16 protein-coding genes and 3 pseudogenes are annotated in these 25,391 nt (G+C 37.1%); 3 read left to right on the forward strand and 16 right to left on the reverse strand.

What is annotated here, in order from left to right:
- Positions 1 to 4 precede the first annotated feature (4 nt).
- From BS1321_RS02185 to BS1321_RS02210, 6 genes and pseudogenes are all read right to left on the reverse strand, one after another.
- Positions 5 to 1,180 (reverse strand): amidohydrolase, encoded by a 1,176-nt coding sequence (locus BS1321_RS02185; RefSeq protein WP_063236067.1) that lies wholly within the window; start codon positions 1,178 to 1,180, stop codon positions 5 to 7.
- 2 nt (positions 1,181 to 1,182) lie between these two features.
- Entirely contained in the window at positions 1,183 to 2,409 is a 1,227-nt protein-coding gene (locus BS1321_RS02190) for a Zn-dependent hydrolase (RefSeq protein ID WP_063236068.1), read from the reverse strand.
- A gap of 17 nt (positions 2,410 to 2,426) precedes the next feature.
- Positions 2,427 to 3,614: a hypothetical protein gene (locus BS1321_RS02195; RefSeq protein WP_063236075.1), complete on the reverse strand. Its 1,188-nt coding sequence runs from the start codon at positions 3,612 to 3,614 to the stop codon at positions 2,427 to 2,429.
- A 396-nt stretch (positions 3,615 to 4,010) separates the two neighbouring features.
- The gene (locus tag BS1321_RS02200) at positions 4,011 to 5,318 is read right to left on the reverse strand and encodes an MFS transporter (RefSeq protein WP_169803991.1); all 1,308 of its coding nucleotides are present in this window, start codon (positions 5,316 to 5,318) and stop codon (positions 4,011 to 4,013) included.
- A 118-nt stretch (positions 5,319 to 5,436) separates the two neighbouring features.
- Positions 5,437 to 6,128, reverse strand: a pseudogene (locus tag BS1321_RS02205) (aminotransferase class I/II-fold pyridoxal phosphate-dependent enzyme); the annotation flags it as partial.
- A 252-nt stretch (positions 6,129 to 6,380) separates the two neighbouring features.
- On the reverse strand, positions 6,381 to 6,863 hold the full coding sequence (locus BS1321_RS02210) for an Lrp/AsnC family transcriptional regulator (RefSeq protein ID WP_063236069.1): 483 nt from the start codon (positions 6,861 to 6,863) through the stop codon (positions 6,381 to 6,383).
- Between the two features lie 233 nt (positions 6,864 to 7,096).
- On the opposite strand from BS1321_RS02210, the gene BS1321_RS02215 reads away from it, so the two are divergent.
- On the forward strand, positions 7,097 to 7,984 hold the full coding sequence (locus BS1321_RS02215) for a DMT family transporter (protein WP_063236077.1): 888 nt from the start codon (positions 7,097 to 7,099) through the stop codon (positions 7,982 to 7,984).
- Between the two features lie 452 nt (positions 7,985 to 8,436).
- Here the strand turns inward: BS1321_RS02215 and BS1321_RS02220 are convergent, their stop codons facing one another.
- On the reverse strand, positions 8,437 to 8,649 hold the full coding sequence (locus BS1321_RS02220) for a hypothetical protein (RefSeq protein ID WP_063236070.1): 213 nt from the start codon (positions 8,647 to 8,649) through the stop codon (positions 8,437 to 8,439).
- 646 nt (positions 8,650 to 9,295) lie between these two features.
- Here BS1321_RS02220 and BS1321_RS02225 point away from each other — a divergent pair.
- Positions 9,296 to 10,932: pseudogene (locus tag BS1321_RS02225) on the forward strand (spore germination protein).
- A 315-nt stretch (positions 10,933 to 11,247) separates the two neighbouring features.
- On the opposite strand, the pseudogene BS1321_RS27290 reads toward BS1321_RS02225, so the two are convergent.
- The 4 genes and pseudogenes from BS1321_RS27290 to BS1321_RS02245 form a co-directional block, all read right to left on the reverse strand.
- Positions 11,248 to 11,471, reverse strand: a pseudogene (locus BS1321_RS27290) (IS3 family transposase); the annotation flags it as partial.
- A gap of 69 nt (positions 11,472 to 11,540) precedes the next feature.
- A complete protein-coding gene (locus tag BS1321_RS02235) occupies positions 11,541 to 12,962 on the reverse strand; it encodes a M20 family metallopeptidase (RefSeq protein ID WP_094246563.1) in 1,422 nt (473 codons plus the stop codon).
- A gap of 204 nt (positions 12,963 to 13,166) precedes the next feature.
- Entirely contained in the window at positions 13,167 to 14,567 is a 1,401-nt protein-coding gene (locus tag BS1321_RS02240) for a M20 family metallopeptidase (RefSeq protein ID WP_094246564.1), read from the reverse strand.
- Between the two features lie 167 nt (positions 14,568 to 14,734).
- Positions 14,735 to 15,973 carry an MFS transporter gene (locus BS1321_RS02245; RefSeq protein WP_063235520.1) on the reverse strand — a complete coding sequence of 413 codons (1,239 nt, stop codon included), beginning with the start codon at positions 15,971 to 15,973 and terminating at the stop codon, positions 14,735 to 14,737.
- Positions 15,974 to 16,124: 151 nt separating this feature from the next.
- Here BS1321_RS02245 and BS1321_RS02250 point away from each other — a divergent pair, with 151 nt between their 5' ends.
- On the forward strand, positions 16,125 to 18,203 hold the full coding sequence (locus BS1321_RS02250; protein ID WP_063235519.1) for a helix-turn-helix domain-containing protein: 2,079 nt from the start codon (positions 16,125 to 16,127) through the stop codon (positions 18,201 to 18,203).
- 765 nt (positions 18,204 to 18,968) lie between these two features.
- Here BS1321_RS02250 and BS1321_RS02255 read toward each other — a convergent pair.
- From BS1321_RS02255 to BS1321_RS02275, 5 genes are all read right to left on the reverse strand, one after another.
- The gene (locus BS1321_RS02255) at positions 18,969 to 19,352 is read right to left on the reverse strand and encodes a VOC family protein (protein ID WP_063235517.1); all 384 of its coding nucleotides are present in this window, start codon (positions 19,350 to 19,352) and stop codon (positions 18,969 to 18,971) included.
- Between the two features lie 97 nt (positions 19,353 to 19,449).
- The gene (locus BS1321_RS02260; RefSeq protein ID WP_063235516.1) at positions 19,450 to 20,871 is read right to left on the reverse strand and encodes an amidase; all 1,422 of its coding nucleotides are present in this window, start codon (positions 20,869 to 20,871) and stop codon (positions 19,450 to 19,452) included.
- A 224-nt stretch (positions 20,872 to 21,095) separates the two neighbouring features.
- Positions 21,096 to 22,298 (reverse strand): dipeptidase, encoded by a 1,203-nt coding sequence (locus tag BS1321_RS02265; protein WP_063235515.1) that lies wholly within the window; start codon positions 22,296 to 22,298, stop codon positions 21,096 to 21,098.
- Positions 22,298 to 23,578 carry a Rieske 2Fe-2S domain-containing protein gene (locus BS1321_RS02270; protein WP_063235514.1) on the reverse strand — a complete coding sequence of 427 codons (1,281 nt, stop codon included), beginning with the start codon at positions 23,576 to 23,578 and terminating at the stop codon, positions 22,298 to 22,300. The genes BS1321_RS02265 and BS1321_RS02270 overlap by 1 nt, the downstream gene beginning before the upstream one ends.
- A 551-nt stretch (positions 23,579 to 24,129) precedes the next feature.
- A complete protein-coding gene (locus tag BS1321_RS02275) occupies positions 24,130 to 25,383 on the reverse strand; it encodes a CaiB/BaiF CoA transferase family protein (protein WP_063235512.1) in 1,254 nt (417 codons plus the stop codon).
- Positions 25,384 to 25,391: the final 8 nt, after the last annotated feature.

Genomic DNA, 25,391 nt, shown 5'->3' on the forward strand with positions numbered 1-25,391 from the left:
TCCGTTATTCGTTCAAATATGCCCATGCATATTGAGCATAAAGTTCTGCACCGGTCGCAAGCGCATCTTCGTCGATGTTGAATTTCCCGTGATGATGGGCCCATTCCGTATCTTTTTCAGAGTTTCCAGATCCAACTAAAGCGAAACTTCCAGGTGCTTCATCTAAATAGAAGCTAAAATCTTCTCCACCCATTGTTGGCTTTTCATTATATACTGCGTCTTCACCAAACGCATTTGAAGCCACTTTTTGCACTAATTTGGCACTGTATTCATCATTAATGACAGCTTGCGTTCCACGGTAGTACTCAACCTTTGCTGTCGCACCGTAAATATTAGCAACATTTTCAGCATAAATCTGAAGCTGTTCTTCAATATGGTCACGTGTTTTATGATCAAAACAACGGACAGTCCCTTCAATAACGGCATTTTCTGCAATGACATTAAATCGTGTGCCAACGACCATTTTTCCAACTGTCAAAACAGCGGGATTTTGTGGGTCGACCGTTCTTGATACGACAGACTGTACATTCATGACGAATGAAGAGGCAACAATAGTTGCATCGATACAATCCTGTGGCATTGCACCATGTCCCCCTCTTCCTTTAAACGTTACTGTAAAGATATCTGCTGAAGCGAATGAAGGTCCTTGAGTACAAGCAACTTTGTTTGTTGGCATTTGCGACCAAATATGTATGCCAAAAACGTTATCAACACCTTTGACAGCCCCTTGTTTAACCATTTCCCTTGCACCTGTTGCTACTTCTTCAGCTGGTTGAAATATTAGTCGCACATTCCCAGGTAATTCTTCTTTTATTACGTTTAGTGCCTTCGCTGCAATTAATAGCATTGATGTATGTGCATCATGACCACATGCATGCATTTTTCCTTCTTCTTTTGAAGCATACGACAAGTCTTTATTTAATTCTTCAACAGAAAGGGCGTCCATATCTGCTCTTAATGCTACGGTCTTTCCTGCCTTACCGCCTTTAATTTCTGCAATAACACCTGTTGGTTCTGCTTTTCGATAAGTAATCCCTAATTTTTCAAGGTAGTCACAAACAAAGGCAGTTGTGTTTTCTTCTTCCCATGATAACTCAGGTTCGCTATGAAGTTTTCTACGTATTTCTGTTAATTCATCACTATAATTTTGAATTGCTTCTTTTATCGTTAGATTAATCATTCTTATTCTACCTCCGTTAAACATTTAGCCACTTCGTAAAATATTTGCACTCCATTTGCTAAATGACGTGCATCAGACCATTCCTCTGGACAATGACTTAGTCCTGCTTTACTTGGAACAAAGAGCATGCCAACATCAGTCACATCGGAAAAAACCATCGCATCATGACCTGCTCCACTATTAATGGAACAGTATGGGATTTCTAAATCAGAACTTTTATCTTTAAATAAAGCTTTAATCTCATTACTCAATACCTTTGGCGGCATATATAACAGCTGTTCCGCAGTTGTATGGATCCCCTTTTCATGATAGGATTCGATTAAATCTTTCACCCGCTTGATGACATTGTTAATATGTTCTTCCTTGCTAGATCGAATATCTACCGAAAATACCACTTTATTCGGGATGACGTTGGCTCCATTTGGTAAAACATGCAGTCGTCCTGTCGTGATAACCGTTCCTTCTCCTTCCTCAATTGCAAAGCTCGGTAATTGAGAAATAATTTGAGCGGCTGCCACCAAGGCATCCGTCCGGCGATCCATTGGGGTTGTGCCTGCATGTCCTGCCTTTCCTTCAATGGTTACTTCTAATTGAGTTAAACCAACAATAGCTTCTACAACACCAATGGGGATATTCTTCTCTTCAAGGATTGGTCCTTGTTCTATATGCAATTCGAGAAATGCTTTAATGCTATTGGGATTTCTCCTTTTCGGAAGAGAGAAATCCAGTCCAATTTTTGACATCGCTTCAATTGTTGTGATACCTTCTTTATCCCTTAAGTTTTTAAAACTTTCCTCACTAAGTGTTCCCACTATTCCTCTCGACCCCATTAGACCTCCGCCAAAACGAGCACCCTCTTCCTCAATTAGGGCAACTATTTCCAATGGATATTTAGGTGTTAATTGATTTTCTGCAAATAGGGCAGCCACTTCAAGAGCGACAATTACACCGGCTGGTCCGTCATATGCACCGCCATTTGGTACGGAATCAAAATGTGAACCGACCAGAACGCTTGGTGCGTCTTTTAAAGTACCCTCAAGCTTTCCAAAAATATTTCCAAATCCATCTTCCTGTACTGTTAGACCGTATTCTATCATTTTATTTTTAATATAATTACGTGAAAGTAAGTCTTCCTTACTATACGTAAGCCGGGTAGTCCCTTTACCGGGTGTTGATGTAAATTCGCTCAAATCATTTATTTGCTTTTCTATTCGTTCGATAAGACTCACTTAGAATCCCTCCTATTTTACAAGAATTGTACGAATATTCCTGCCAAAATAACCGACACGATTGTAACCGATATAAATCCACCAACAAGCATCGGCGGCAGCATATGGCTTAGCAATGCTTCTTTTTCATTTTCATCCTTTGTTAATGAATTGACGACTTCATTGGTGATAATGTAATCGGCTGGAAATCCGTATAATGCTGTCAAAGATACAGCAAACGCCATTTCTTTGCTGACTTTTAACAATTTCCCTACAATGAATGAGAATATATACATACCAATCACAGCTAAGAAAATGCAAACAACAAGTGGGTAAAGAATCTCCATCATCATACTTGGTGTTGCACTTTTTAAACCGTCAAAGACAAAAAGCATAAGGGCCATGATAGCAAATCCAAATCCATTTGCTTTTTGCAGTGTCTGTCTTTCCAAGAAACCTATACTTTTTCCGACAACCCCGAATAGTAGGCAAAGAACAAATGCATTTATTGATATAATTGGCTCTAATCCTGTCGAAACAAGGTAAGCGAGAAAAGCAACAACCGCAAGTCTGAAAAATTTAAAATATTCCGTATTATATTTTTCAGGAAGTTTTTTAAACAGCTTAAGTTCCGTCATCCCCTCTGTAGCGGCTGCAGTATCACTCTTTTTTACCGTTAATTGCCCATTGCGATATTGCCCCAAAAGCTTCTTCCCTTCTTTTTTCAAGACAATTGATGTTAAAGGATATCCAGCAAAGCCTTGCATCACATAAATAACGATGGCAAAAACGGACAAACTCGTAAGTCCTGCGTCTGCCGCTCCTTCTGACATGATTATTGAAGATACCATTCCGCCCACTAAAGGTGGAATCGCTACAAGGACAGTTTGCAGATCAAATATAAATGTGCCAATTCCGAATAATAGTGCAACAATACCAAGAATACCAGATAAGGAGATGACAATCGTTTTCCATTGATTCATCAATTCTTGAACCGAAAGCAAAGTTCCCATGTTTGTGATTAATAGGTACATCATCATGGTTGCAACTACCGGTGGAACACCTGCTATTGAAACGATGTCTTGCGGGAAGAATGTCCAATAACCGCATAGAAATAGGATCGCGGAAATGAAAACGGAAGGTACCCAGGCTTTTGTTCGAACCGCCACTATGTCTCCAACAAATAAAATCAGAATAACAATAACTAAAGCCAACATCTGTGACATAAGAGTTCCCTCACCTTCCAAATTAATAGTTTGAATATTCTTATAAAATAATAACACTGAATAATCAAAATTTAAAGATAACTTGATATTTTCAGGTAATTGTACACAGATAATAGGAAATGTAAGTGTTTTAATTCCGATTTCAAAAACCAAATATTCTCAATTAATTAAATGGTTGGGTATATCAAAATAATTTTAATCATAAAATTATCTTTGGATACTTCTTTATCTCGTTAGTGACTGAATTATCTAAACACCAACCTTTTATTGCAAAAAGAAAAAGCCGTCTAAGGACAGCTCTGATTAATTATAATTGATTACGTTTAACAATTATTTATAAGTTTAATAGCTACCTTTACTCAATAGCCTCTTGAATTTTCAGTTATTTTTATTTTATTAGACCTTACTCTGTTTGTTGATACCGGCCCAAATAACAATTGGAATAAGCAGTAATGAAAGCACAGCACCAGCAATTGAAAGGGCTGCATAACTAGAATGTGCTACAACCATTCCAGACAAGCCTCCTCCTAATGCTCCTGACAAAGCAATCAAAACATCTACAGACCCCTGAGTCTTAGCCCGAGTAGAAGGTGGAGTTGCATCTACAAGAATTGCTGTGCCACTAATTAAACCAAAATTCCAGCCAAGCCCAAGTAAAGCAAGTGCTGTAATGAGTACTGCCATTGAATCCTCAGGTCCCACAGCAGCTAAAATGCCAGAAACAAGTAGCATAATGGCAGAAGCAATAGCCATTACAGCACGGCCAATTTTATCAACAAGATAACCTGTTACTAAAGAAGGCAAGAACATAGCACCTATGTGAAATCCAATGACAAGCCCTACTTCCTTCAAAGCGTGTCCATGGTGTCCCATATGTATGGGTGTCATCGTCATAATTGCCGTCATCACAAATTGAGTTAGAACCATTACTGCAGCCCCTACGAAAATGCCTCGCTTGTTTATCGATAACAAATTAGAATTTTCCTCTAAAGGTAAATTACTAGTTGTTCTTTGAGCATCTGATATTGCGTTTGCAACAATAAAGGGATCAGGACGAAGTAAAATCAATAGAACTAAACCAGCCAGTATATAAGCTGCAGCAGCTAATATAAATGGACCAGCTAAAGCAGGAATTCCTAAGGATATAGCAAACTCACCCATCACATCCACCAGGTTTGGGCCTGCAACAGCACCGAATGTAGTGGAAACCATGGCTATACTAATAGCCTTTGCCCTTTGTGTTGAGTTTGCCAAGTCCGTTCCTGCATAGCGTGCTTGTAAGTTTGTAGCCGTTCCAGCCCCGTAGATAAGAAGTGAAATAAATAAAAGCAGAATGCTATTTGTTAATGCTGAAATGACTACTCCAATGGCACCAATGCCTCCAGCCAAAAATCCCGCCGCAAGTCCAGAACGACGTCCAAATCGCTGAGAAAGTCGTCCCACAAGTAGTGCAGCCCCTGCAGACCCTAAAGTAAATAATGCCGTAGGAATTCCCGTTACGCTATCTGTACCTAACATGTCTTGAGCTAGGAGTGCCCCCACTGTTACTCCCGCTGCAAGTCCTGCTCCTCCAAAAATTTGGGATATGACAACAACCATTAATGTTCTTTTATATAGTTGTTGTTGTTTTTCTGGAGAACTAATGTAGCTTTGTAACCAATCTGATTGAACGTCTAACACTTTTACATTCTCTTTATCTAACACAATTTAACCTCCCTTTCTAGAAAGAAAATTCTATTTCTCATAATCCTCCAACTAGATTTGAATCATCATAACACGCACAAAAAAACCATACAATACGATAATTGTATGGCGAACAATATTAAGTATGATCGTTTAGTAAACGTTGAAGGATTATCAATCCTTGCTCAAGCTCTACGAGCGTTTCTGTTGCACAGACAGACACCCTTACAGCCCTCTTTGGAACACTATTTCCAACTACAAAACGTTCAGCTGCATACATTTGTACCCCCTGCTGTGCAGCTAACGTTTCAAATTCTGCACCTGTAATCTTGCCTGGTAATAGCAACCAACGAAAGATGCCTGTTTCAACACCTAAACACGTATAGTCTGCCAAATATCGATTTACGACTTGGTTTCTGCGAATTGTTTGTTCCCGATGACTCTCAATTAAGACTTCAAATTGATTCGATACAATAGTACGTGCTGCCAGTTCTGCTAATAACGTGGAAAATTATAAGATGCCTTAGAAATTGGCTCCTTGAATTGACTCGGCACTGCTACATAGGCTAGTCGTAACCCCGGTGCTATTGATTTCGATAAACTCGCAATATAGATGACCTGTTCTGGTGCAAATGATGCGACTGCTGGAAGTGGTTTTTCGTTGTGAAGATGATACGTCGCATCTTCAATAATGAACAGTTCATACTTTTTGGCAATTGCTGCAATCACTTTTCGATTCTCGACAGACATACAGCAAGCTGTCGGATTATGATAATCTGGGATCAAGTAAATGCCTTTAATATTGTCATTTTTACACGCATATTCAAATGCAGAATGTAGCTTTAAAATAAAGGTTGATCAAAAATACCTCGCAAATCCATATTTTATGATAATTAAAAAGACTCCATCCCAGCAGATTTAAGTCTGGTTTTTATAAAAAAGATTGATCATTTGTAAATATGATCTTCAACAATCGCGCCCGATTGTTGAAGATCATACTAATGATAAAGAAGCCATAACTGCTCATGTATACCTTAAATATCAAAAAGGTAAGGGAGATTTATGTCTTTGGATATGAATTCGTTAAAACTCTCCTTTAATTGGCAATGCGGTTGTGCTTTTCACTTCCCGCAAAGACAGATTAGTTTGGATTCTGGTAACCTTCATCTTGTTTAATTTCCTTATAAACTGAGCTAATTCTCTACGATCCCTAACCACAATTTTCATGAGATAATCAAACTCTCCTGTAAGACTATGGCATTCTAAAATCTCATCTATGTTTATTAGCTGGTCTTCAAGAATCCTCAGTTCTTCTTCTCGGTGGATGTCAGTGCTCATATACACATAACAGAGAAGATCAAATCCTAATCTTTGTTGGTTTAAAATAGCTACTTGTTTATCAATAATACCTTGAGAAGCTATTTTTTTTAACCGAGTATGTACTGCAGGTGCAGACAAATTAACAATTTCTGCGATTTGAGTGTTACTAATATTATTCACTGATTGAATGCATTCTAATATCCGGTAATCAATATCATCAAATAATTCCTTCTCTGAGCTCTTCACTCAAAATCCCCCTTAATAATATTAACGTATATGTTCCAATACAGTTATTGATTTTAATTTAATTAACTATAAAAGCCATTTAACATTAATTTTTATTGATTTTTTCTTTTAAGATGCAACTTTATTAAATTAATTGTAACATATACTTACATGAATTAATCGATTTAGTAATCAGAATATAAAGAGTTTAAAGGGGATTTTTTAATTTGAAAAAGGTACACTTGTATGCGCTCATGATGCTATTAACTAGTTTACTATGGGCAGGTAACTTTGTTATTAGTAAATCTCTAATTGATCACGGTTCAACTATCACTTTATCTGCATTAAGGTGGCTCATTGCAGTTATTGTATTAATTCCAATGTTATGGAAAAAAGAAAGAAAATTAACACCACCTAAGAAAGCTATAAAACCGTTGTTTTTTATGGCATTAACAGGAGTTGTTTTGTTTAACGTTTTTCAATTTCAAGCACTTAATTATACTTCATCAACAAATGTAGGATTAATATCAACTTTAAACACCGTTTTCATAGCTATCTTTTCTGTTATATTTCTTAAAGAAAAAATCAATCTTTTACAAGTTGGAGCAATTGGCCTGTCATTTATAGGTGTGCTGGTTGTTTTAACAAATGGGAACGTGGCTGAATTAACTTCCTTACACTTGAACATTGGTGATTTGTGGATGCTTATGGCATCCCTAATTTGGGGTATGTATGCAGTTTTCAGCAAACATGCTATGAATTATGTTAGCCCCTTAATGGCTACATTGTACGCTGGTGTATTCGGAGTTCTTATCCTAACTCCTTTCGCCATCATTGAGGGATCATTTATTACAAATATCGATACTGCTTTTATTCTGTCACTTTTATACACGGGAGTCGTCTCAACTGTAGTGTGTATGGTCCTATGGAATCTTGGCGTACAGAAATTGGGAGCAACGAATGCTGGTCTGTTTCTAAATTTCAATCCAATCTTTACTGCAATTTTAGCGATGTTAATACTCGGAGAAGAAATTACACTATTCCAAGTCGTCGGTGGTTTGATTGTTATTATCGGTTGTTTTCTTTTCACTCGATTCAATCGACTAGAAGGATTAAAAAAAATACGTTTATTTGAATCTTAGAGTAATATTTCAGATACAATTAAATTTAACTGTGCAAAATAATATACACCAACATTTTATAACTAATTAAGTAAAATATGTGCTGTAATTGGTACATAATTAGGGAGTAAAAGTCTTAATGCTAATTAAAATACTTGAAGCATCCGATGCAGAAACGTACCGATCGTTTAATAACTAACCCGGAAGCATTTGCATCGTCCTATGAAGAAGAAAAAAATAATACTCTAGAATCCTAGTTAGAAATTTTCAATCTAAACTATCATTTACTTTTGGAACATTTTCAAATGCAACCCCTCGTAGGCACTGTATCTTTTAGACCGCGAAATTCGTTAAAAAAGCAGGCTCCATGAAGTGGAGCTAGTAGCATTTTCTGAATTAAACATTTTATAAAATGGTGAATATGAATATAAAAGCACCTTCTCCTAATAGGGTAAGGTGCCATTTAAATATGTTTAGCATTTTTCTTTCATTCTAACCATCATGTTCATCATAGATGTCATCATCTCATCTCCCTCTTGCATTTTAGACATCATTTGATCCATGTCCATATTCATTTCCATGTTCATGTCACACATCTGATCCATCAATATTTTCATACAACTCATTTCACACATCATTCTTTCCATACATGTCATCATCGTCATTTTCATACTCATTTGTTCCATTTTACATTCCTCCAGATAGGTAAATTTGTTTTGCTCCTTCTCCTTTTACAGCATAACTGTAGGTGTAAGCACTACAAGCTGCCGGTATCACCCCTACATATTCGGCATAGCATAGTGCTGGTTCTAGCATGTTCAGAAGCTACTATTTATTATCGTATATCAGGAACTTTTGGACAAAGTTGTCGGAAACGGAAACATTCATCATAAAAACGATTACATATACAATATTTGGATGATTTTATATATTTTACATAGTTTTTCATTTTTTTGATGACTCTTTGAAGATAATGCAACCAAGCAGGCTCAATGTTAAATGGAAAAGCCCTCGAATTCTATGAAATTCAAGCGCTTTACAATTACCCCTGACTAAAGTAAAAAATGATATTCTTCCAATCCGAAACAGAAATGCCCCCTACATTTGGGTTTAAACCAAGATGATATCTATATAAAAAAAACTACTAATCATGCCAAAGTCATATGAACTTTCATAATTCCTTTTAAAAAGAAACGCAACAATTCCCCGCCCATTTTTACACATAATGTATATATAGTCTGTCCACCTTTTGTTATTAAAATTAATGAACACAATAAGGACAATTTTCCGGGAGAGAATAGAAAGAAAAAGGAAAGGAAGAGGTCCGGTGCTATGGTTTCTTTTTTTAAACAAAAAGGACAAATGGAGAAACGCGGGAAGCAAAAAACAGATGAAAAAGTTCAATCTAAAAGTAAAACACCCCAATATATTGACAACTCTATAACAGCCAATCTGGATATCGTGAAGCAAAAAACAGGAAGCAGCCCGGATATCATTATACGAAAGTTGAAAATGAGTCAAAACCCTGAGATTAAGGTGACTATTTTGTATGTACAGGGTCTGATAGATAATCCAAGCGTTCAAGACTTTTTAATTGAATCCATCATGAAAAATCCCCATCTAAAAGAAAAGCTCCTTCCACATGAAGCGCTGGAAGTGGTCTCTGAAGGCGTGGTTTCACTCGGCGGTGTAGAAACCGTCACGGACTTGGAAAAATTATTTTGTCATTATTATCAGGGGATAGCATCATTTTTGTTGATGGCATAAACATAGCCCTGATTGCTAGTACAAAAGTGGGAGAAAGGCGTTCCGTTCAGGAACCAAGCACAAATTCGGTGGTCCGTGGGTCAAGAGAAGGGTTTACTGAATCAAATGCAACAAACATAGCCCTGGTACGCCGTATCATTAACAGTCCGGATTTATGGATAGAGTCGATGAAAATAGGCACTGTGACAAAGACGGATGTTTCCATTATGTATATAAATGGGATTGCCAAAAATGGAATCGTCGAAGAGGTCAAAGAGCGCTTAAAAGGAATAAATATCGATAGTATTCTTGAATCAGGATATATTGAACAATTGATAGAAGATCAAGTCATGACCCCATTCCCTACCCTTGATCATACAGAAAGACCTGATAAGGTCGCTGGCAATCTCCTTGAAGGAAGGGTAGCCATTTTTGTTAACGGAACGCCTTTTGTCTTGGTGGCGCCTGCGTTATTTATTCAGTTCTTTCAATCTGTCGAGGACTACTATACTCGCTTTGATATAGCCTCAGCTATACGTTTTTTACGTATTGCTATTTTCTTTTTTTCGCTAATTTCCCCGTCTGTTTATGTAGCAGCTACAACGTATCATCAAGAAATGATTCCAACAAAGCTGCTCGTCATTCTTGCAGCACAACGGGATTCCGTTCCTTTTCCGGCAGTTATCGAAGCATTCATCATGGAAATAACATTTGAACTCTTACGAGAAGCAAGCCTAAGGATGCCCAAAGCCATTGGTGCGACTATGTCCATTGTTGGTGCTCTGGTGGTTGGGCAGGCGGCAGTTCAGGCCGGAATTGTATCACCGGCAATGGTCATCATCGTATCGATCACGGCCATTGCAAGTTTTGCGACCCCTTCCTATGCTATGGCAATTTCTGCTCGCTTGCTGCGGTTCATATTTATCATTTGCGCAGGCACAATGGGTTTTTATGGTATGACTTTAGTCTTTTTTGTCGTCATAGTTCATTTATGTAGCCTGCGTTCATTCGGAGTTCCTTATATGTCACCATTTGCTCCACTTAATCCGCAAGGCCTAGGTGATACATTCTTCAGGAGACCAATGTGGGCGTTTAAAGAAAGACCCAAGTTTTTAAGCTCCAATACTAATCTGAAAAGGGAAGGCGATAATCAAAGGCCACTGCCTCCTACATCACGTGGTATGAAGACTTTTAACATGAAAAAAGGTGACGGTAATGAATAGTAATTGGTTATTTCTCCTCGTTGATTGGCATCACATTCACCTCCGGCTGCTGATGCGTTAAATAGTCATCGTCTCGACAGTTGAAATTTATAACCCATTACCTTATGGCAACGGTGGTTTTAATACCAACCTATTAAGTCGAATCCTTATAGCAATGGGTGTTCCTGGAGTATTTACTTTTAGTAGTGGATTCTAGTTTATAATAATTTTATCTTAGAAATTCTAAAACAGGGTAAATCTCTTACCCATCCGTACCCTGCTTTATTTCGGCATTTCGAGAAGCAGACGAATTGAAACGAATTCCAACCTAAAAGGTCAATTCTCTCGACGTGAACTGCCCCCTAAGGTTAGACAGGTTATATCGTTAGGCAGCCTGTTGGGCATGAGAGCTCGATATTGTACCGAGCTCATGCCTTTTAATTTTGCCTTGATTCGTTTGTAATTATAGTATTCTATATATTTTGCTAGTTCTTGTTTAAAGTGTTCCACACTTTCAATTCTTTTAGATAAAGAAGTTCCGATTTCATGATACCAGAGAAACCACACCTCATACCCCACCGTATTAAACCGGGTATGACGCTTGGAATCGCTGCAAAGTCTTTTAAACTTTATATAGTTGCTACTCTGGATTTTACTTGTATAGTCGAAGAGGGCTTTACTCCCAACGGAATCAGCGATTGGTACACTTCTCCGTCTAATTGCTTTTTATGTTCAGCCTTCGCTTTTTCGATGAGTTCAGGATTCTGCATTGTTTCAATAGCTGAGGCTGCAATGACTTTTCCTGCTAACAACATACCTTTGTGGGCAATGGAAGATTTCCCCTGGGCCACTAATTGCCAACTATGTGGTTGAGTCCCAAAAGCACATGTTGTTACATATATTTGTCCTGTAGGCACAATCCAGCTTACATCCCCTACATCCGTAGACGCTGCGAGGAAGTCCGGTTCAAATAAATACTCGTTAACCTTATTCGATAGCACTTTCCCATTATTATTCCGGATTGCTTTCTTTTCTTCTTCTGAAAAGGTAGCCTGGATGGATTTAGAGAACTCAATCTCTTCTTGGGTATAAGATTCAGCTCCAATTTGTGTGAAATGATTGTTCATTAGAGAGCCCAAAGTGATGTTGGGGATTAAATCCGCAGAAGCCCCATCAAATTGAATATCCACTTGTGTTCCTGTCATCAGGGCTGCTCCCCGGGCTACATTGAAAATACGTTCACTTATTTCACTTACTTGATGCGTCTTAGGGGCTCGGATTTTGTATAATACCTCAGCTTCCGCCTGAACAACATTAGGCGCAAAACCACCGGCGTTTGTTATCGCATAATGTAATCGAGCATCTGGAATGATATGCTCCCTTAAAAAATTTGCTCCTACATTCATTAATTCCACTGCATCTAAAGCACTTCGACCTAAATGAGGGCTAAACGAAGCATGGGTACTTAACCCTTTGAATTTAAAATAAACTTGGCTGGTAGCTAGCATCCTAGCATTATAAGCAAGATTCTCGTCCCAAGGATGCCATGTAAACGCAACGTCTACATCATCGAAGAGACCGGCTCTAGCCATATGCGCTTTTCCTCCACCGCCTTCTTCCGCAGGGCAACCATAATAGCGCACGGTGCCTTTCAGTCCGTTCTGCTCCATGTAATGTCGAATAGCAATGGCTGCGGCAAGCGATCCTGACCCCAGAAGATTATGTCCGCATCCATGCCCATTTCCACCCTCGACGATTGCTTCCTTGGCAGCAACTCCGGCTTTTTGGCTTAATCCAGATAGGGCGTCGTATTCTCCCAATATTGCAATCACAGGTTTCCCACTTCCATAGCTTCCCACAAAAGCGGTTTCAATGTCCCCTGCTTGTCGTTTGACTTGAAATCCCTCTTCCTCAAGCGTTGTACATAAAAGATCTGCCGACTGAAATTCTTCATATTTTGTTTCGCAAAACCCCCAAATTTTATCGCTTAATTCAATTAATATCTCTCTCTTTTGCTCGATAATGTTAGATATGGTTTTATGATAACTCAAATGTTTCACTCCACTTCTTTAAATAATTTATCAAATATCTGACTTACTTGAACAGTTTAGAATAGGCTTTTAAGGCTTTAATATATTTACTAGTGATTGCATTTGTTGGAGCACAGAGAAAGCGGACTGACCCTATCGTTTTGAAAACGGTTTAGGAGGTGGAATCTATTATCTATAATGTCAGCTACGCGACTATCCTGGATATTAGGCACGTCTAATCGGAGAGGGCTTTACACCCAGTGGAATCAACGATTGATACACTTCTCCACCTAATTGCTTTTTATGTTCAGCCTTCGCTTTTTCGATGAGTTCAGGATTCTGCATTGCTTCTATAGCTGAGGCAGCAATGACTTTTCCTGCTAACAACATACCTTTGTGGGCAATGGAGGATTTTCCCTGAGCCACCAATTGCCAACTGTGAAATGGTGATCCAAAAGCACATGTCGCTACATATATTTGTCCTGTAGGCACAATCCAGCTTACATCCCCAACATCAGTAGACGATGCGAGAAATCCCGGTTCAAACGAATACTCGTTAACTTTATCCGATAGCACTTTTCCATTATTATTCCGGATTGCTTTCTTTTCTTCTTCTGAAAAAGTAGCCTGAATGGACTTAGAAAAATCAATCTCTTCTTGGGTATAAGATTCAGCCCCAATTTGTTTGAAATGATTGTGCATTAGAGAGCCCAAGGTGATGTTGGGGATCAAATCCGCAGAAGCCCCATCAAATTGAATGTCCACTTGTGTTCCTGTCATCAGGGCTGCTCCCCGGGCTACATTGAAAATACGTTCACTTATTTCACTTACTTGATGCATCTTAGGGGCTCGGATTTTATATAGTACTTCAGCTTCCGCCTGAACAACATTGGGCGCAGAACCACCGGCGTTTGTTATCGCATAATGTAATCGAGCATCTGGAATGATATGCTCCCTTAAAAAATTTGCTCCCACATTCATTAATTCCACTGCATCTAAAGCACTTCGACCTAAATGAGGGCTAAACGAAGCATGGGTACTTAACCCTTTGAATTTAAAATAAACTTGACTGGTAGCTAGCATCCTAGCATTATAAGCAAGATTCTCATCCCAAGGATGCCATGTAAACGCAATGTCTACATCATTGAATAGACCGGCTCTAGCCATATGCGCTTTTCCGCCACCTCCTTCTTCCGCAGGGCAACCATAATAGCGCACGGTGCCTTTCAGTCCGTTCTGCTCCATGTAATGTCGAATAGCAATGGCTGCGGCAAGCGATCCTGATCCCAGAAGATTGTGTCCGCATCCATGCCCGTTTCCGTCCTCGACGATCGCTTCCTTGGTAGCTACTCCGGCTTTTTGGCTTAATCCTGGTAGGGCGTCGTATTCTCCCAAAATCGCAATCACAGGTTTCCCACTTCCATAACTTCCCACAAAAGCGGTTTCAATGTCTCCTGCATGTCGTTTAACCTGAAATCCCTCTTCCTCAAGCGTTGTACATAAAAGAGCTGCAGACTGAAATTCTTCATATTTTGTTTCGTAAAATCCCCAAATTTTATCGCTTACATGGACGAGTTTCTTTCTCTTTTGCTCGATAATGTTAGATATGGTTTCATGATAACTCAATTGTTTCACTCCAATTTTATTCGAATAATTTATCAAATTTGACCTACTTGAACAGTTTAGGACGCTTTATTTATATAAACATCAGCAGAAAAGCTATTATTGGTCAATTGAAACAAATTCACCAGTTTGTGAAATATCTTCTCGATTCTGTTCGACATTATTCCACACTATTTACTAGCCACTGCGGTAGTCTCATTCAGGTCATCTATTTTCTTTTTGGTGTTAATCGTAATCCCTACAATTAATACGGCGAGGGCGGAAGCTACCAAAAACATAAACGCTACATTATAGTTCTGATCAAAAGCATTAATCAGAAAACCCATAATCGTTGGAGTAAGAATGGAACCGATCTGAGCACCGGTATTAATAATACCCGTAGCTGTTCCTACCGAATCTTCCGAAATATGTTTGAGAGGCAAAACAAACACAGTAATATTCATTGCATTTAGGAACACATTAGACAAAGACAAATACGTAAAGGCAAGTGGAATCGATTGCGAATTGAACATCAGGTAGATGAAAATTGCAGAAAGAAATGCGCCGATAATAAACATATATTTCTCTCGTCCGACCATGAATTTATCCAAGATCCAACCACTTACAAGAAAAGATATAAATCCTAGAATATAAGGAATCGATGAGTAAGCTCCCATAGAGACCATGTCCATACCTTTTACCTTTACCCAGTAAGATGGTAGCCAGCTTTGTAGTCCCCAAAATACAATATTAGTAAAGAAAGCAGCTATCATCAATTTCCAAATCAATGGAAGTTTCAATAATGACTTAATAGGAACTTTATTTTGTTTTTTTACCTTTTGAGTATCTTTTTTCTCTTCCGATGACTGAAGGACAAACCAAAAGATTACAGCAAGTAGGATACCTATCACACCAAAAACGAAAAACATCCAATTCCAACCAATAGAAGTTAACAGCAAAGTAACAGCAACAGAGCCAACTGCAAACCCAACCGAAGCACCTGCTGATATAACCGACTTAGCTCGCGCTCTTGTTTGTTTTTGAAAATTATCAACAATGGCAACCGAAGCGCTTGCAGGAAAGGCACCTTCTCCGACTCCAAGCAAAAAGCGTGATGCGATCAATGTGGAAGAAGAACGGGCCATACCAGTTAGTATGGTAGCAATGGACCATATAGTAATAGCACCGGTTAGAACTTTTTTAACTCCCCACTTATCAGCCAAGTATCCCCCTACAAATTGCATAATGGCATAACTGAGGAAAAAGCTACTTAAAATTAAACCTGCTTTATCCGATGTCAAATTTAGTTCTTTCGAAATCGGTATAATAGCAAAATTCATAGCAGTTTTATCGATAAAACACACAATCTGAGCTAAAAATAATAATAAAAGGATTATAAATTTCTTTTTACTTCCTAAAGTCTTTTTCATGAATTATCCTCCCTTTTGAATTTAATCACTCAAAATATTTTGAATGTTCTTAAAATATGATAAGCTATAAAAAAAGTAAAATATATGGAGTTTATTAACGATAATTCATAGTTTTTATGTAGTTTCAAACATAGAGAGAGAGTGTGGATAAATGCTAAATCTTACATCTATTGAAAAATTCATAGAGAAAAAATTCAAAAATATCCCTTATCAGGTTTGGTTAGGAAAACATAGTATGATGGAATTATGCTCGTTCAGCGGGCATCAACCAGCTGTATATCCTCCTCCTATCCCCCTTAATGATAAAGATACCAACTATACTTTTTTACAACAAAACAATATAACCTACATGGGAATGACTTTTGAAGATAGTTTTCAGGTTATTGTTTGTTTTTTTGATAGAAACATCTTTAATGAATTTGAATTTGATCATTTATATCTCCTGTTTTCAGTTCTCTATTATAAAGAGATTAGTAAATCTAAAAACAAAGAACTTGAAAAAGTAATTGAAGGTATAAGAATTCTTAATTCTAGCCTTGATTTAAATGAATTGTTAAAGAAAATTTTTCAAATTGCTTTAAATGTAATTCCTTCTGGAGATGCAGGAGTTTTCAGGATATTTGATTCTAAAACTAATCTCCTAGTTCCTCTTACTACAGTTGGACTGCCGAAAGAATATATCCAATATAAAACAAGAATAGGGGAATCTACTTCCGGTCAAGTATTCATAGATGGAATTCCTAGAATTCACCATTCCAAGCAAGAGATTTTAATGGACCGAATAAATATTTCGAAAGAAAATTGGTCTTTTGTAAAAAATGGTGATATGGCTAGAGCAATGATAACCGTACCAGTTTCATTAGGAGGCACCCGTATAGGAACGATGACAATTCTCCAATTCTCTAAGAAAAAGAAATTTACAGAAAGAGATTTAGATTTATTACAAGGTTTTTCTCATCAAGTTGCAATTGCTTATAATAATGCCAAGCTATATAAAGAAGCTCATACAAGATTAAATAAGGTTACACAATTAAGTAATGAATTAGAGGAGAAAAATAAACTTCTTCAACAAAGAATCAACGTGCATGATACATTAACCCAACTCTCCTTAAATAACAAAGGAATTAAAGCGATTATTTACGAAACAAACAGAATGCTTGGGATGCCAGTTGGCTATGTTGATTTTTTAGACGGTGAGTTCTACCCTAGGAATCAAAATCAAAAAAAATTTAGTATTGATCACATATCGAATCTAATTTCGATTCATAAAAATTCTCCCGCATACATTGAAATGAATAATCAGGATTATTATTTTTATCCGATCATCGTTGGTACAGCATTATTAGGTTGCATTATCATTACTCTTTCCCACCCACTTTCTTCAATGGATACTATCACAATTGAACAAAGTGGTTCAGTTCTTGCATTAGAACTTGCAAAAAAAATATCTATGACTGAAATTCATTACAAAAAAGTTCAGGAATATTTTAATCAATTACTTGAAAATCACGATCACAAAACTTTGATTGCAAAAGGCCATAAATTTAATTTAGAATTTTCTACCTACACATTTGTTGTTTTATGTGAAATTCCAGATCTTTTTGAACCTTTTGAAATCGAGGCAAGAATTCAACGATTATTATCAAAAATTAAAAAAGGATTTCCAAAAATTAATAAGTTAATTTTCGGATTTCATAACAAAGTAACTTTACTGTTTTCAGTACCAAATACGAAGGACGTAAACAGAATCATACATCATATTAAAATGATTATTGAAGATGAGGAAAGATACGATAAAAACGACATACGCATAGGCCTTGGTACTCCATATAAAGAAATTAAAAATATCGTAAAGAGTTATAATGAGGCGAACAAAAGCTTAGCTTTTTTAATAAATAGAAATAAATTCGGGTTGATTCGTTATGAAGAAATAGGAGTAAATAGATTTTTCTTAAATCAACCTATTCAAGAGATAGAGGAGTTTACTGAAGAAATCTTTTCCCAGTTACGATCTGAAAAATTACAAAATAAAGATTTAGAAAAAACTCTAATGATCTATATCTCATCAAATAAATCTGCTACTGAAACAGCAAAGACACTTCATATTCATATCAACACACTTTACCAGCGTTTAAGAAAAATAGAAGAATTATTAAACATAAGTTTTAATAATGCTGAAGACATGTTGAAAATCCAGTTAACCTGTCATTTAAGAGAGACCTTTGAATAATAAATATTTTGTAAACGAGCACTTTCAGAGACCGGACGTTGATCATATTATTCATTATAGAAAAAATTCTTAATTTCAAACTCATGTCTCACATAAGACTAATGAGCAAAACATAAATCTAGATAATAATGGAATTTAATGTATCAATTATTAATTATTCGACAAAAAAAGTTTTGAAACGGAATATGGGCAGACTCTTAACTGGTCACCTCTATTAGGTTGATCCCAACCCCTTGATATTAAAGGATTTGATCCTTGTTTAGACGATGACCTGTGAGGGACATGAATAACTGGATCATACTTTGGCGACCTACCTCTGAATACGTATCTTTCACCAAATCATAAATGAAAGTGAAGTCAATGGCTGCATCAATTTAAAACAAAAAAGACTGACTATAAATAGTCAGTCTAAAGGTGACGTCAGGTGCTTCCTCACGTCTTATATATATTATGCATGTGTTTGGACAAGCGTTACTCTATCTATTAATTTATGAATAGTACAATTTTCTTCATAGTCAAACACCTCATCCTTTATGCTAATATATCGTCTGTCACTTGGTAAGTAGAGATATTGACAAGGTTGTGTTCAATGTTATTAAAGTTACACATAAAACAGCAAGGTCCTTGTCCAATGTTTAGTAAGTCACCAAAGCTGATAATATAATATTCTTCTCTAATCAAGGAGACTACTTTAGTCCAGAAAGTAGTTAAAGGGGGAAGGTTTAAAATATACTTTTAATGACAATAAAGGTATTTTATTGGTTTTTACGGCCTTTCTACAAATTGTAAAAGTTCGTCATCGGGACCGTGAAATAATATCATACGCCCTCCATCAAGAGTGGGTTTCGGCTCATCGCTTAGAAATTTAATTCCTTTTTCCATATAATATCCAATAGTTTCATTAAGATGATTAACACTAAAAGCCAGGTGATTCATTATTCCAAACGGTTGGTATTTTACAATCGGTTCAAAATCCTGAATTAATTCAATCTCTACATCAGGCTGCAAGTCTAAATACAAAAAAGCCATTTCACGATCAGGTCCACTTCCTCTTAAGCGCAATTTTAGCCCCAATATTTCCGTATAAAATCGGATTGATTTTTCAATATCTTTAACAATTATTGCGGTATGTTCTATTTTTCGAATCATAAATTTAATCTCTTTTCTTTTTTTATTTGAATTATTTCCATTTTATTAATTGCAAGGTTAGGAGTGACTCAGTCCCACAGTAGGCCATTTTCTTCTATTATGATTTTATGGGCGAGTAATTCCTATTTTCTCTTAATGCCTGTAACCATCGTTGTGAATTTTCATAGCAATCTCCTATTTGCAATATTTTTTTATCAGAGAAAGGTTTTCCAATGAGCTGAAGACCTATGGGAAGGGTATCCATTGTAAAACCACATGCAACTGATAGCGAAGGGAAACCTAAAATATTTGCAAGCGGTGTTTTCCCTAGTGTAAACATATTGCTGATTGCCTGTTCAGGTACCATTGTACCTATTTTAAAAGGCCGTTGAATGTTAGTTGGCCCAATAAGAGCATCAATGTCTTTCATTTGCTTAATGGTTTCTTTGACAAACTGATCTCTAATCCTATGGGCATTAATATATGATGTAGCAGAAACTTCTCTCCCGAATTGAAATCTATATTTTAAATCATTTCCGTACAACTCTCCGTGTCTTCTCAATAAAGGCTGATGAAAGGAGACAACCTCTGATTGAGCAATACACTTCAGGGCATTTAGTGCTTCCTCAATACCCGGTAAATGAATTGGCACTATTTCTGCTCCAAGTGCTTCTAATTGGTCAAAGGCTTGTTCAATGATCTCTTTTATATCTTGATCGATCCCAGAAAACATATATGGTTCATAGATACCAAATTTGATACCTTTTAAATCATTCAATAATGAATAGTCTGATATTTTAAATTCATCTCTTTTTACGGTTGAACGATCATTAGGATCGTATCCTCTCATCACTTCAAGCATAAATGCAGCATCTTTTACTGACCTTGTCATAGGACCGACGTGATCTAATGACCAACTGAAAGGAAGGCAGCCCTCCCGGCTTACAAGACCATATGTTGGTTTAAAACCGACTGTGCCACAAAAAGCTGCAGGTAGGCGAATGGAACCGGCAGTGTCTGAACCAACAGCACCAAAAGCCAAACCCGTTGCTGTCGCTACTGCTGAACCTCCGCTTGAACCACCAGGTATTCTGGTGATATCCCAAGGATTCTTAGTACTTCCATAGTGAGGATTTTCAGTTGTTGCTCCCATAGCAAACTCATGCAAGTTTGTCTTCCCAATAATAATAGCGCCAGCCTGTTTTAGCTTTTTTATTGAGGTTGCATCTTCATTAGGTACCCAGTCTTGGAAAATTTTAGATCCTCCAGTTGTTAGGACTCCCTTTGTTTGTAAGATATCTTTTACAGCAATCGGAATTCCATGCAAAGGACCTCTAATATGATTTTTCTGACTTTCTATTTCTAATTGCTTAGCCTGCTCCATTGCTTCTTCTTCCATAACGGTTATAAATGCATTAAGGACGGGATCATGTTGTTTAATACGGTGGAGTGTTAACTTTGTCAACTCGACTGGCGATAGCTTTTTATTTTTAATGGCTGAACTAGCTGCTTCAATTGTTTCAAAAAGAATATCATTCACTGTTTAGTCTCCTCAAAATCTTCAAGGTTAAATATAAAGGCTGGTTCCGAGTTTATAAGTTCCAGTTCTTTTTGGTTAAGGATTTTACCCAAAAATTCCACTAAAGTCATTAAATCACTACTTTCTATAGAAAATTTCAATAAAAGCTTCATGCCTTATTTCTAATCTTAGACACTGTTACAGAACCTTCTGCGAATTGTTTATACTAAATGTTTCGATCTTTTCTAACGTATTAGAATCTCCTTTATTACCTTCATGGCATTCCCACCAGAAACTTTAACAATTTCCTCTATTGAATAATGATTTTTAATCATCCAGCCAATCATATTTTTCATTGCTTCTGCAGGATTTTCGAGACCCTTCACATAAGAAGATTCCTCAAATATTTCTCCACTGTGCGAAGCTGAGATTCCTAACATGTCGTCAAAAGCATGCTGTAAGGCTACATGGTCACCAAAGAATGTATCTGGACCAAAGCCAACATGATTGATACCTACTAAATTCTTAATATACTCAAAATGCTCCATTACCGTATTGATCGAATGAGTAGGTGAATTCTTTGTTAACGTGGTATTGGGAGCAGCACAAATACCAATAATTCCTCCTTTTTCTGCACAAGCTTTTAATACATGGTCTGGTTTCATTCTCGGTGTGTTCCATTTTGCTCTTGCACCTGCATGTGTCATGAAAACAGGATGTTGACTTGCCTCGATCACATCTAAACTAGTTTGATCTCCACAATGAGAAATATCAATGATCATACCTATTGTGTTCATTCTTTCAATAACACGGTGTCCAAAGTTAGTTAAACCACCGTCTCTCTTTTCTGTAAGGCCAGTACCAAGTGTATTTGATTCATTGTAGGTTATCCCCATACAACGAATCCCTAAACCATATAAAATATCAACACGATCCAGTTCGTTTTCCAAAATACTAGCTGCTTCCAAGGATGGAAGAATTGCTGTTTGTTTCTGCCCCTTAGCTTTTGTTAAATCACTATACGTACTTGCAATATAAACAGTTTTTTGATGATAAATATCTGCATAGCGCATTCCCAATAAATAAATGATATCGTCCCATTTCAAACCATTTTTCGATGTAATTGTTGAAATTCCATCCATGAAATTTTCAAACATAACATCAATTCCAGATTTAGAAATTCCCTCATAATGAAAAGCTGTATGAAGACTACTGCAATAAGGAAGTATATCCTTAGATTTTCTTGGAACAACAAAACCATGATCTCTAAGAGAAACAATAGGATATTCTGTTAATACTTCACTCAGCAAATTATTTTCTTCATCTGTTAAGTGTAGTGAATACTCTGAAACTCTATGAATTTCAGTGGATAGCTCATATTGTTTGTAATCCTTGCTTGCCTTTAAATAATTAAAGGATGTATAACCATCATATGGTTTCTCATTCATCACTGCTTTTTTTCCAATACTTTCTTTTGAAATTGTTCTTTTATTGGAAATGCTTCTTGCCATGATTTTTGATTATTGTCATAGAGACCATCGCTATACAATGTTTTTAATGAATCGTTCTCTAACTTTAATGGCTCCTGCCCCTCCTGGAATGCTTTTACTTGTTGCAGCAAGATGCGTCGCATATGAATGACCGGTAAGTCACTTGTCCCAAGATGCTCAATTGATCGGTCAACAATAGGACCCATCGTTTCAGTCGCTGCATGGTCTTGATTCGCTATCCCACGAATACCTGTGAAATTTCCTGTTCTTTGCAAATCACGATCTTGTCCATACTCGTTTTCAAGATTGATTTGTTTTTTGAAATCTTCATCCAGTTTTAATCCCCGACGATCATGTTGAGCTTGTACATCAATCACCCGGTCATGCGCAAACTGCACATCCCATGACCATGTACTGTAGTCATCCCGTGGAATAAAAGCATGCCACATTCCGTCTTCACCCCCAAACCTCGGTGGAAATGTATAAAATGGGAATATATAATGGATCTCCATGAAAGCATTTTCTTTTTCAGTCCCGATTCCTACGGCTATACACCGCTTCCCATAATTCGTATCCTCTACTGCTTGTTTTACTGGTGGGTTTTTTACAAGCGGATGATCTGGATCTATTCCTAAATCACTGCTTAAAATACCTTCTTCTACTTCTTGTGTACCATGTGCTTTATGTAAGAATGCAGCATGTACATAATCCAAGTCATTTTCCATTACTTGTGCATAGTTACATTCTTGCCAAACTCGCTCTACCAATTTGTTTTCTTCTGGTAGCCCCATCCAATAAAATTCAGGAAATGGTGGTTGCTTTTCCGGCGGACCCATATATGTCCATACAATTCCGCTTACTTCCTTAGTAGGGTAGTTGTTCAACTTGATCGATTGTCTGAATTTTCCGTCTTTTTCTTCAGAAGGAATTTCCATACATTCTCCATCCGTATCAAATTTCCATCCGTGATACATACACCGGATGCCGCATCCTTCATTAATTCCAAAATAAAGAGAAGTACCACGGTGTGGACACCGTTCATCGATCAAACCTACTTTTCCTTCTGTATCACGAAAGGCAATCAAATCTTCACCAAGCAACTTTACCCTTTGAGGTTTACCATCACTTTTTAATTCGTTAGACTTTAGAGCAGGAATCCAGTATCTGCGAAATAATTGTCCCATCGGTGTTTCAGGGTTTGTTTGAGTAAGTAATTGATTATCCTCTTTTGTTAACATGTTAATTCCCCCTATATAATTAAATGCTTTACAAAATAGTAATTGAAACAATATTCAAAAAATTAATTCATAAATACATCATAGGTTAACTATTAAAATCATACAATTTAGATTTAGGTCGGAAAATATTAATTTTTCGGCCTAATCGTACAGTTAAAATTCCCTGTTACTGAAAATAAGAAAGCGAATTTTACAGAAATTCAAATCAGCAATAGATTTTCTATATTTCATAAGATACAAAGCAGTTAGCTATCGACCTTACCTTTCACAAAGTTACTAAAATGAATTAAAAGTATTCTTATAAGTTGATAAAATCTTTACACAATAAAAAAACCTGTTGTAGATAGACTTGTTTTGTTCCCTAAACAAACAAGTCTTCTACACAGGAATTCTTACAACCACATGGAAGAGGACGATAAAAGAAAAATAATCAATCCAACCATAAGTATGAACATCTATCAGCAATGGCTTAGAACAAAACGCTTGAAAAAATATTATTAAATGATGTAAGTATTATCGATGGTTGGACTACTTCTAAATATTAATTTATATCACTTTAGAATTCCACGTTCATTGATTCTTATCTTACCAATTGCAGCCGATGAAGCTTCATTGGCTATATACTTCTCAAATTCATTGTTATGCTCACCTAGCAATGGAGGCCTTTGGGATATTTTCCAAGGAGTTTTATTAAAAATATAAGGAGCTCCTGGGTAAGTAAAGGACTCATTTAATTCCGGGTGTCGAACATTAACAAAAGTATTCCGATCTTCAACCAAGTGTTCGTCTTCCAACATATCTTCAGGTGCACGAACGGGTGCCCATGGAAGGCTGATGCTTTGCGCATAATGGAATATATATTCTGAATCATGCTCTAAGCAAAAACGTTCTAACACTTCACATACATATTCCATATGTGTAGCGCGAAAATGATCATCCACATATCTCTCGTCTTCCAATTCCCCTTCCATTCCCTTTGATTTAAGCCAGGTCACCAAGTCTCGCCAACGCCCGGAACTTAAATACGTATTCAAACAAAGAATGTAACGACCGTCTTTACATCTGAAATTCCAGCGGCTTGACCTGTTTGGCAGGGCATGTCGTCCAGTTTGACGGTTAACATGTGCTTTTTGATATTCCCAGTACGGAATGGACATTTCTGTTGAAACCGTAACACAGTCATGAACCGAAATATCTATATACTGCCCGCCCCCGTCTGCTATATCTCGATAAAATAAGGCACTAATAACTCCCATAGCAGCAAAATATCCCGATAAGTGAGCGGATTGACCTCCTGTCGGGGCAATTGGCGGCGCATCTTTCACATCGTCATAGCCAGTTACAGCCATAATTCCACCTAGAGCAAGCTGGATCAAATCACTAGATTCATACTGACTCCAAGGCCCGGATTGTCCAAAAGGGGTTATCGAACAATAAATCAAACCTGGGTGTAACTTAGAGAGATTCTCAAAATCAAGGCCCCATTCTTTCATCTGTCCGGGCTTGTAATCCTCCAGAACAACATCAAATTCGGACACTATATGGGAAAAACGCTGCTTATCAACTTCAGTTTGCAGATCAAGTGTTACTGATTTTTTAGAAGTGTTATAATGCCAGAAGTATAAACTTTTATTCACGTCAGGCTCATCTTGATAAAATGGGCCAACATTGCGTGATTGAACGCCTTTCGAAGGTTCTACCTTAATAACTTCCGCTCCCATATCCGCCAGTAATTTTCCGGCATACTGAGTCAATTGGTCACCGATTTCCAATACTTTAATTCCATCTAAAGCTCCCTGAATCATTTTGTTAT

Source organism: Peribacillus simplex NBRC 15720 = DSM 1321 (assembly GCF_002243645.1).
Classification (GTDB): Bacteria; Bacillota; Bacilli; order Bacillales; family DSM-1321; genus Peribacillus; species Peribacillus simplex.

Bases quoted from the DNA above. Each gene is read 5' to 3' on its own strand.
- BS1321_RS02185 (WP_063236067.1), bottom strand. From the start codon at position 1,180: ATGATTAATCTAACGATAAAAGAAGCAATTCAAAATTATAGTGATGAA.
- BS1321_RS02195 (WP_063236075.1), bottom strand. From the start codon at position 3,614: ATGTCACAGATGTTGGCTTTAGTTATTGTTATTCTGATTTTATTTGTT.
- BS1321_RS02215 (WP_063236077.1), top strand. From the start codon at position 7,097: ATGATGCTATTAACTAGTTTACTATGGGCAGGTAACTTTGTTATTAGT.
- BS1321_RS02220 (WP_063236070.1), bottom strand. From the start codon at position 8,649: ATGGAACAAATGAGTATGAAAATGACGATGATGACATGTATGGAAAGA.
- BS1321_RS02245 (WP_063235520.1), bottom strand. From the start codon at position 15,973: ATGAAAAAGACTTTAGGAAGTAAAAAGAAATTTATAATCCTTTTATTA.
- BS1321_RS02250 (WP_063235519.1), top strand. From the start codon at position 16,125: ATGCTAAATCTTACATCTATTGAAAAATTCATAGAGAAAAAATTCAAA.
- BS1321_RS02255 (WP_063235517.1), bottom strand. From the start codon at position 19,352: ATGATTCGAAAAATAGAACATACCGCAATAATTGTTAAAGATATTGAA.
- BS1321_RS02265 (WP_063235515.1), bottom strand. From the start codon at position 22,298: ATGAATGAGAAACCATATGATGGTTATACATCCTTTAATTATTTAAAG.
- BS1321_RS02270 (WP_063235514.1), bottom strand. From the start codon at position 23,578: ATGTTAACAAAAGAGGATAATCAATTACTTACTCAAACAAACCCTGAA.
- BS1321_RS02275 (WP_063235512.1), bottom strand. From the start codon at position 25,383: ATGATTCAGGGAGCTTTAGATGGAATTAAAGTATTGGAAATCGGTGAC.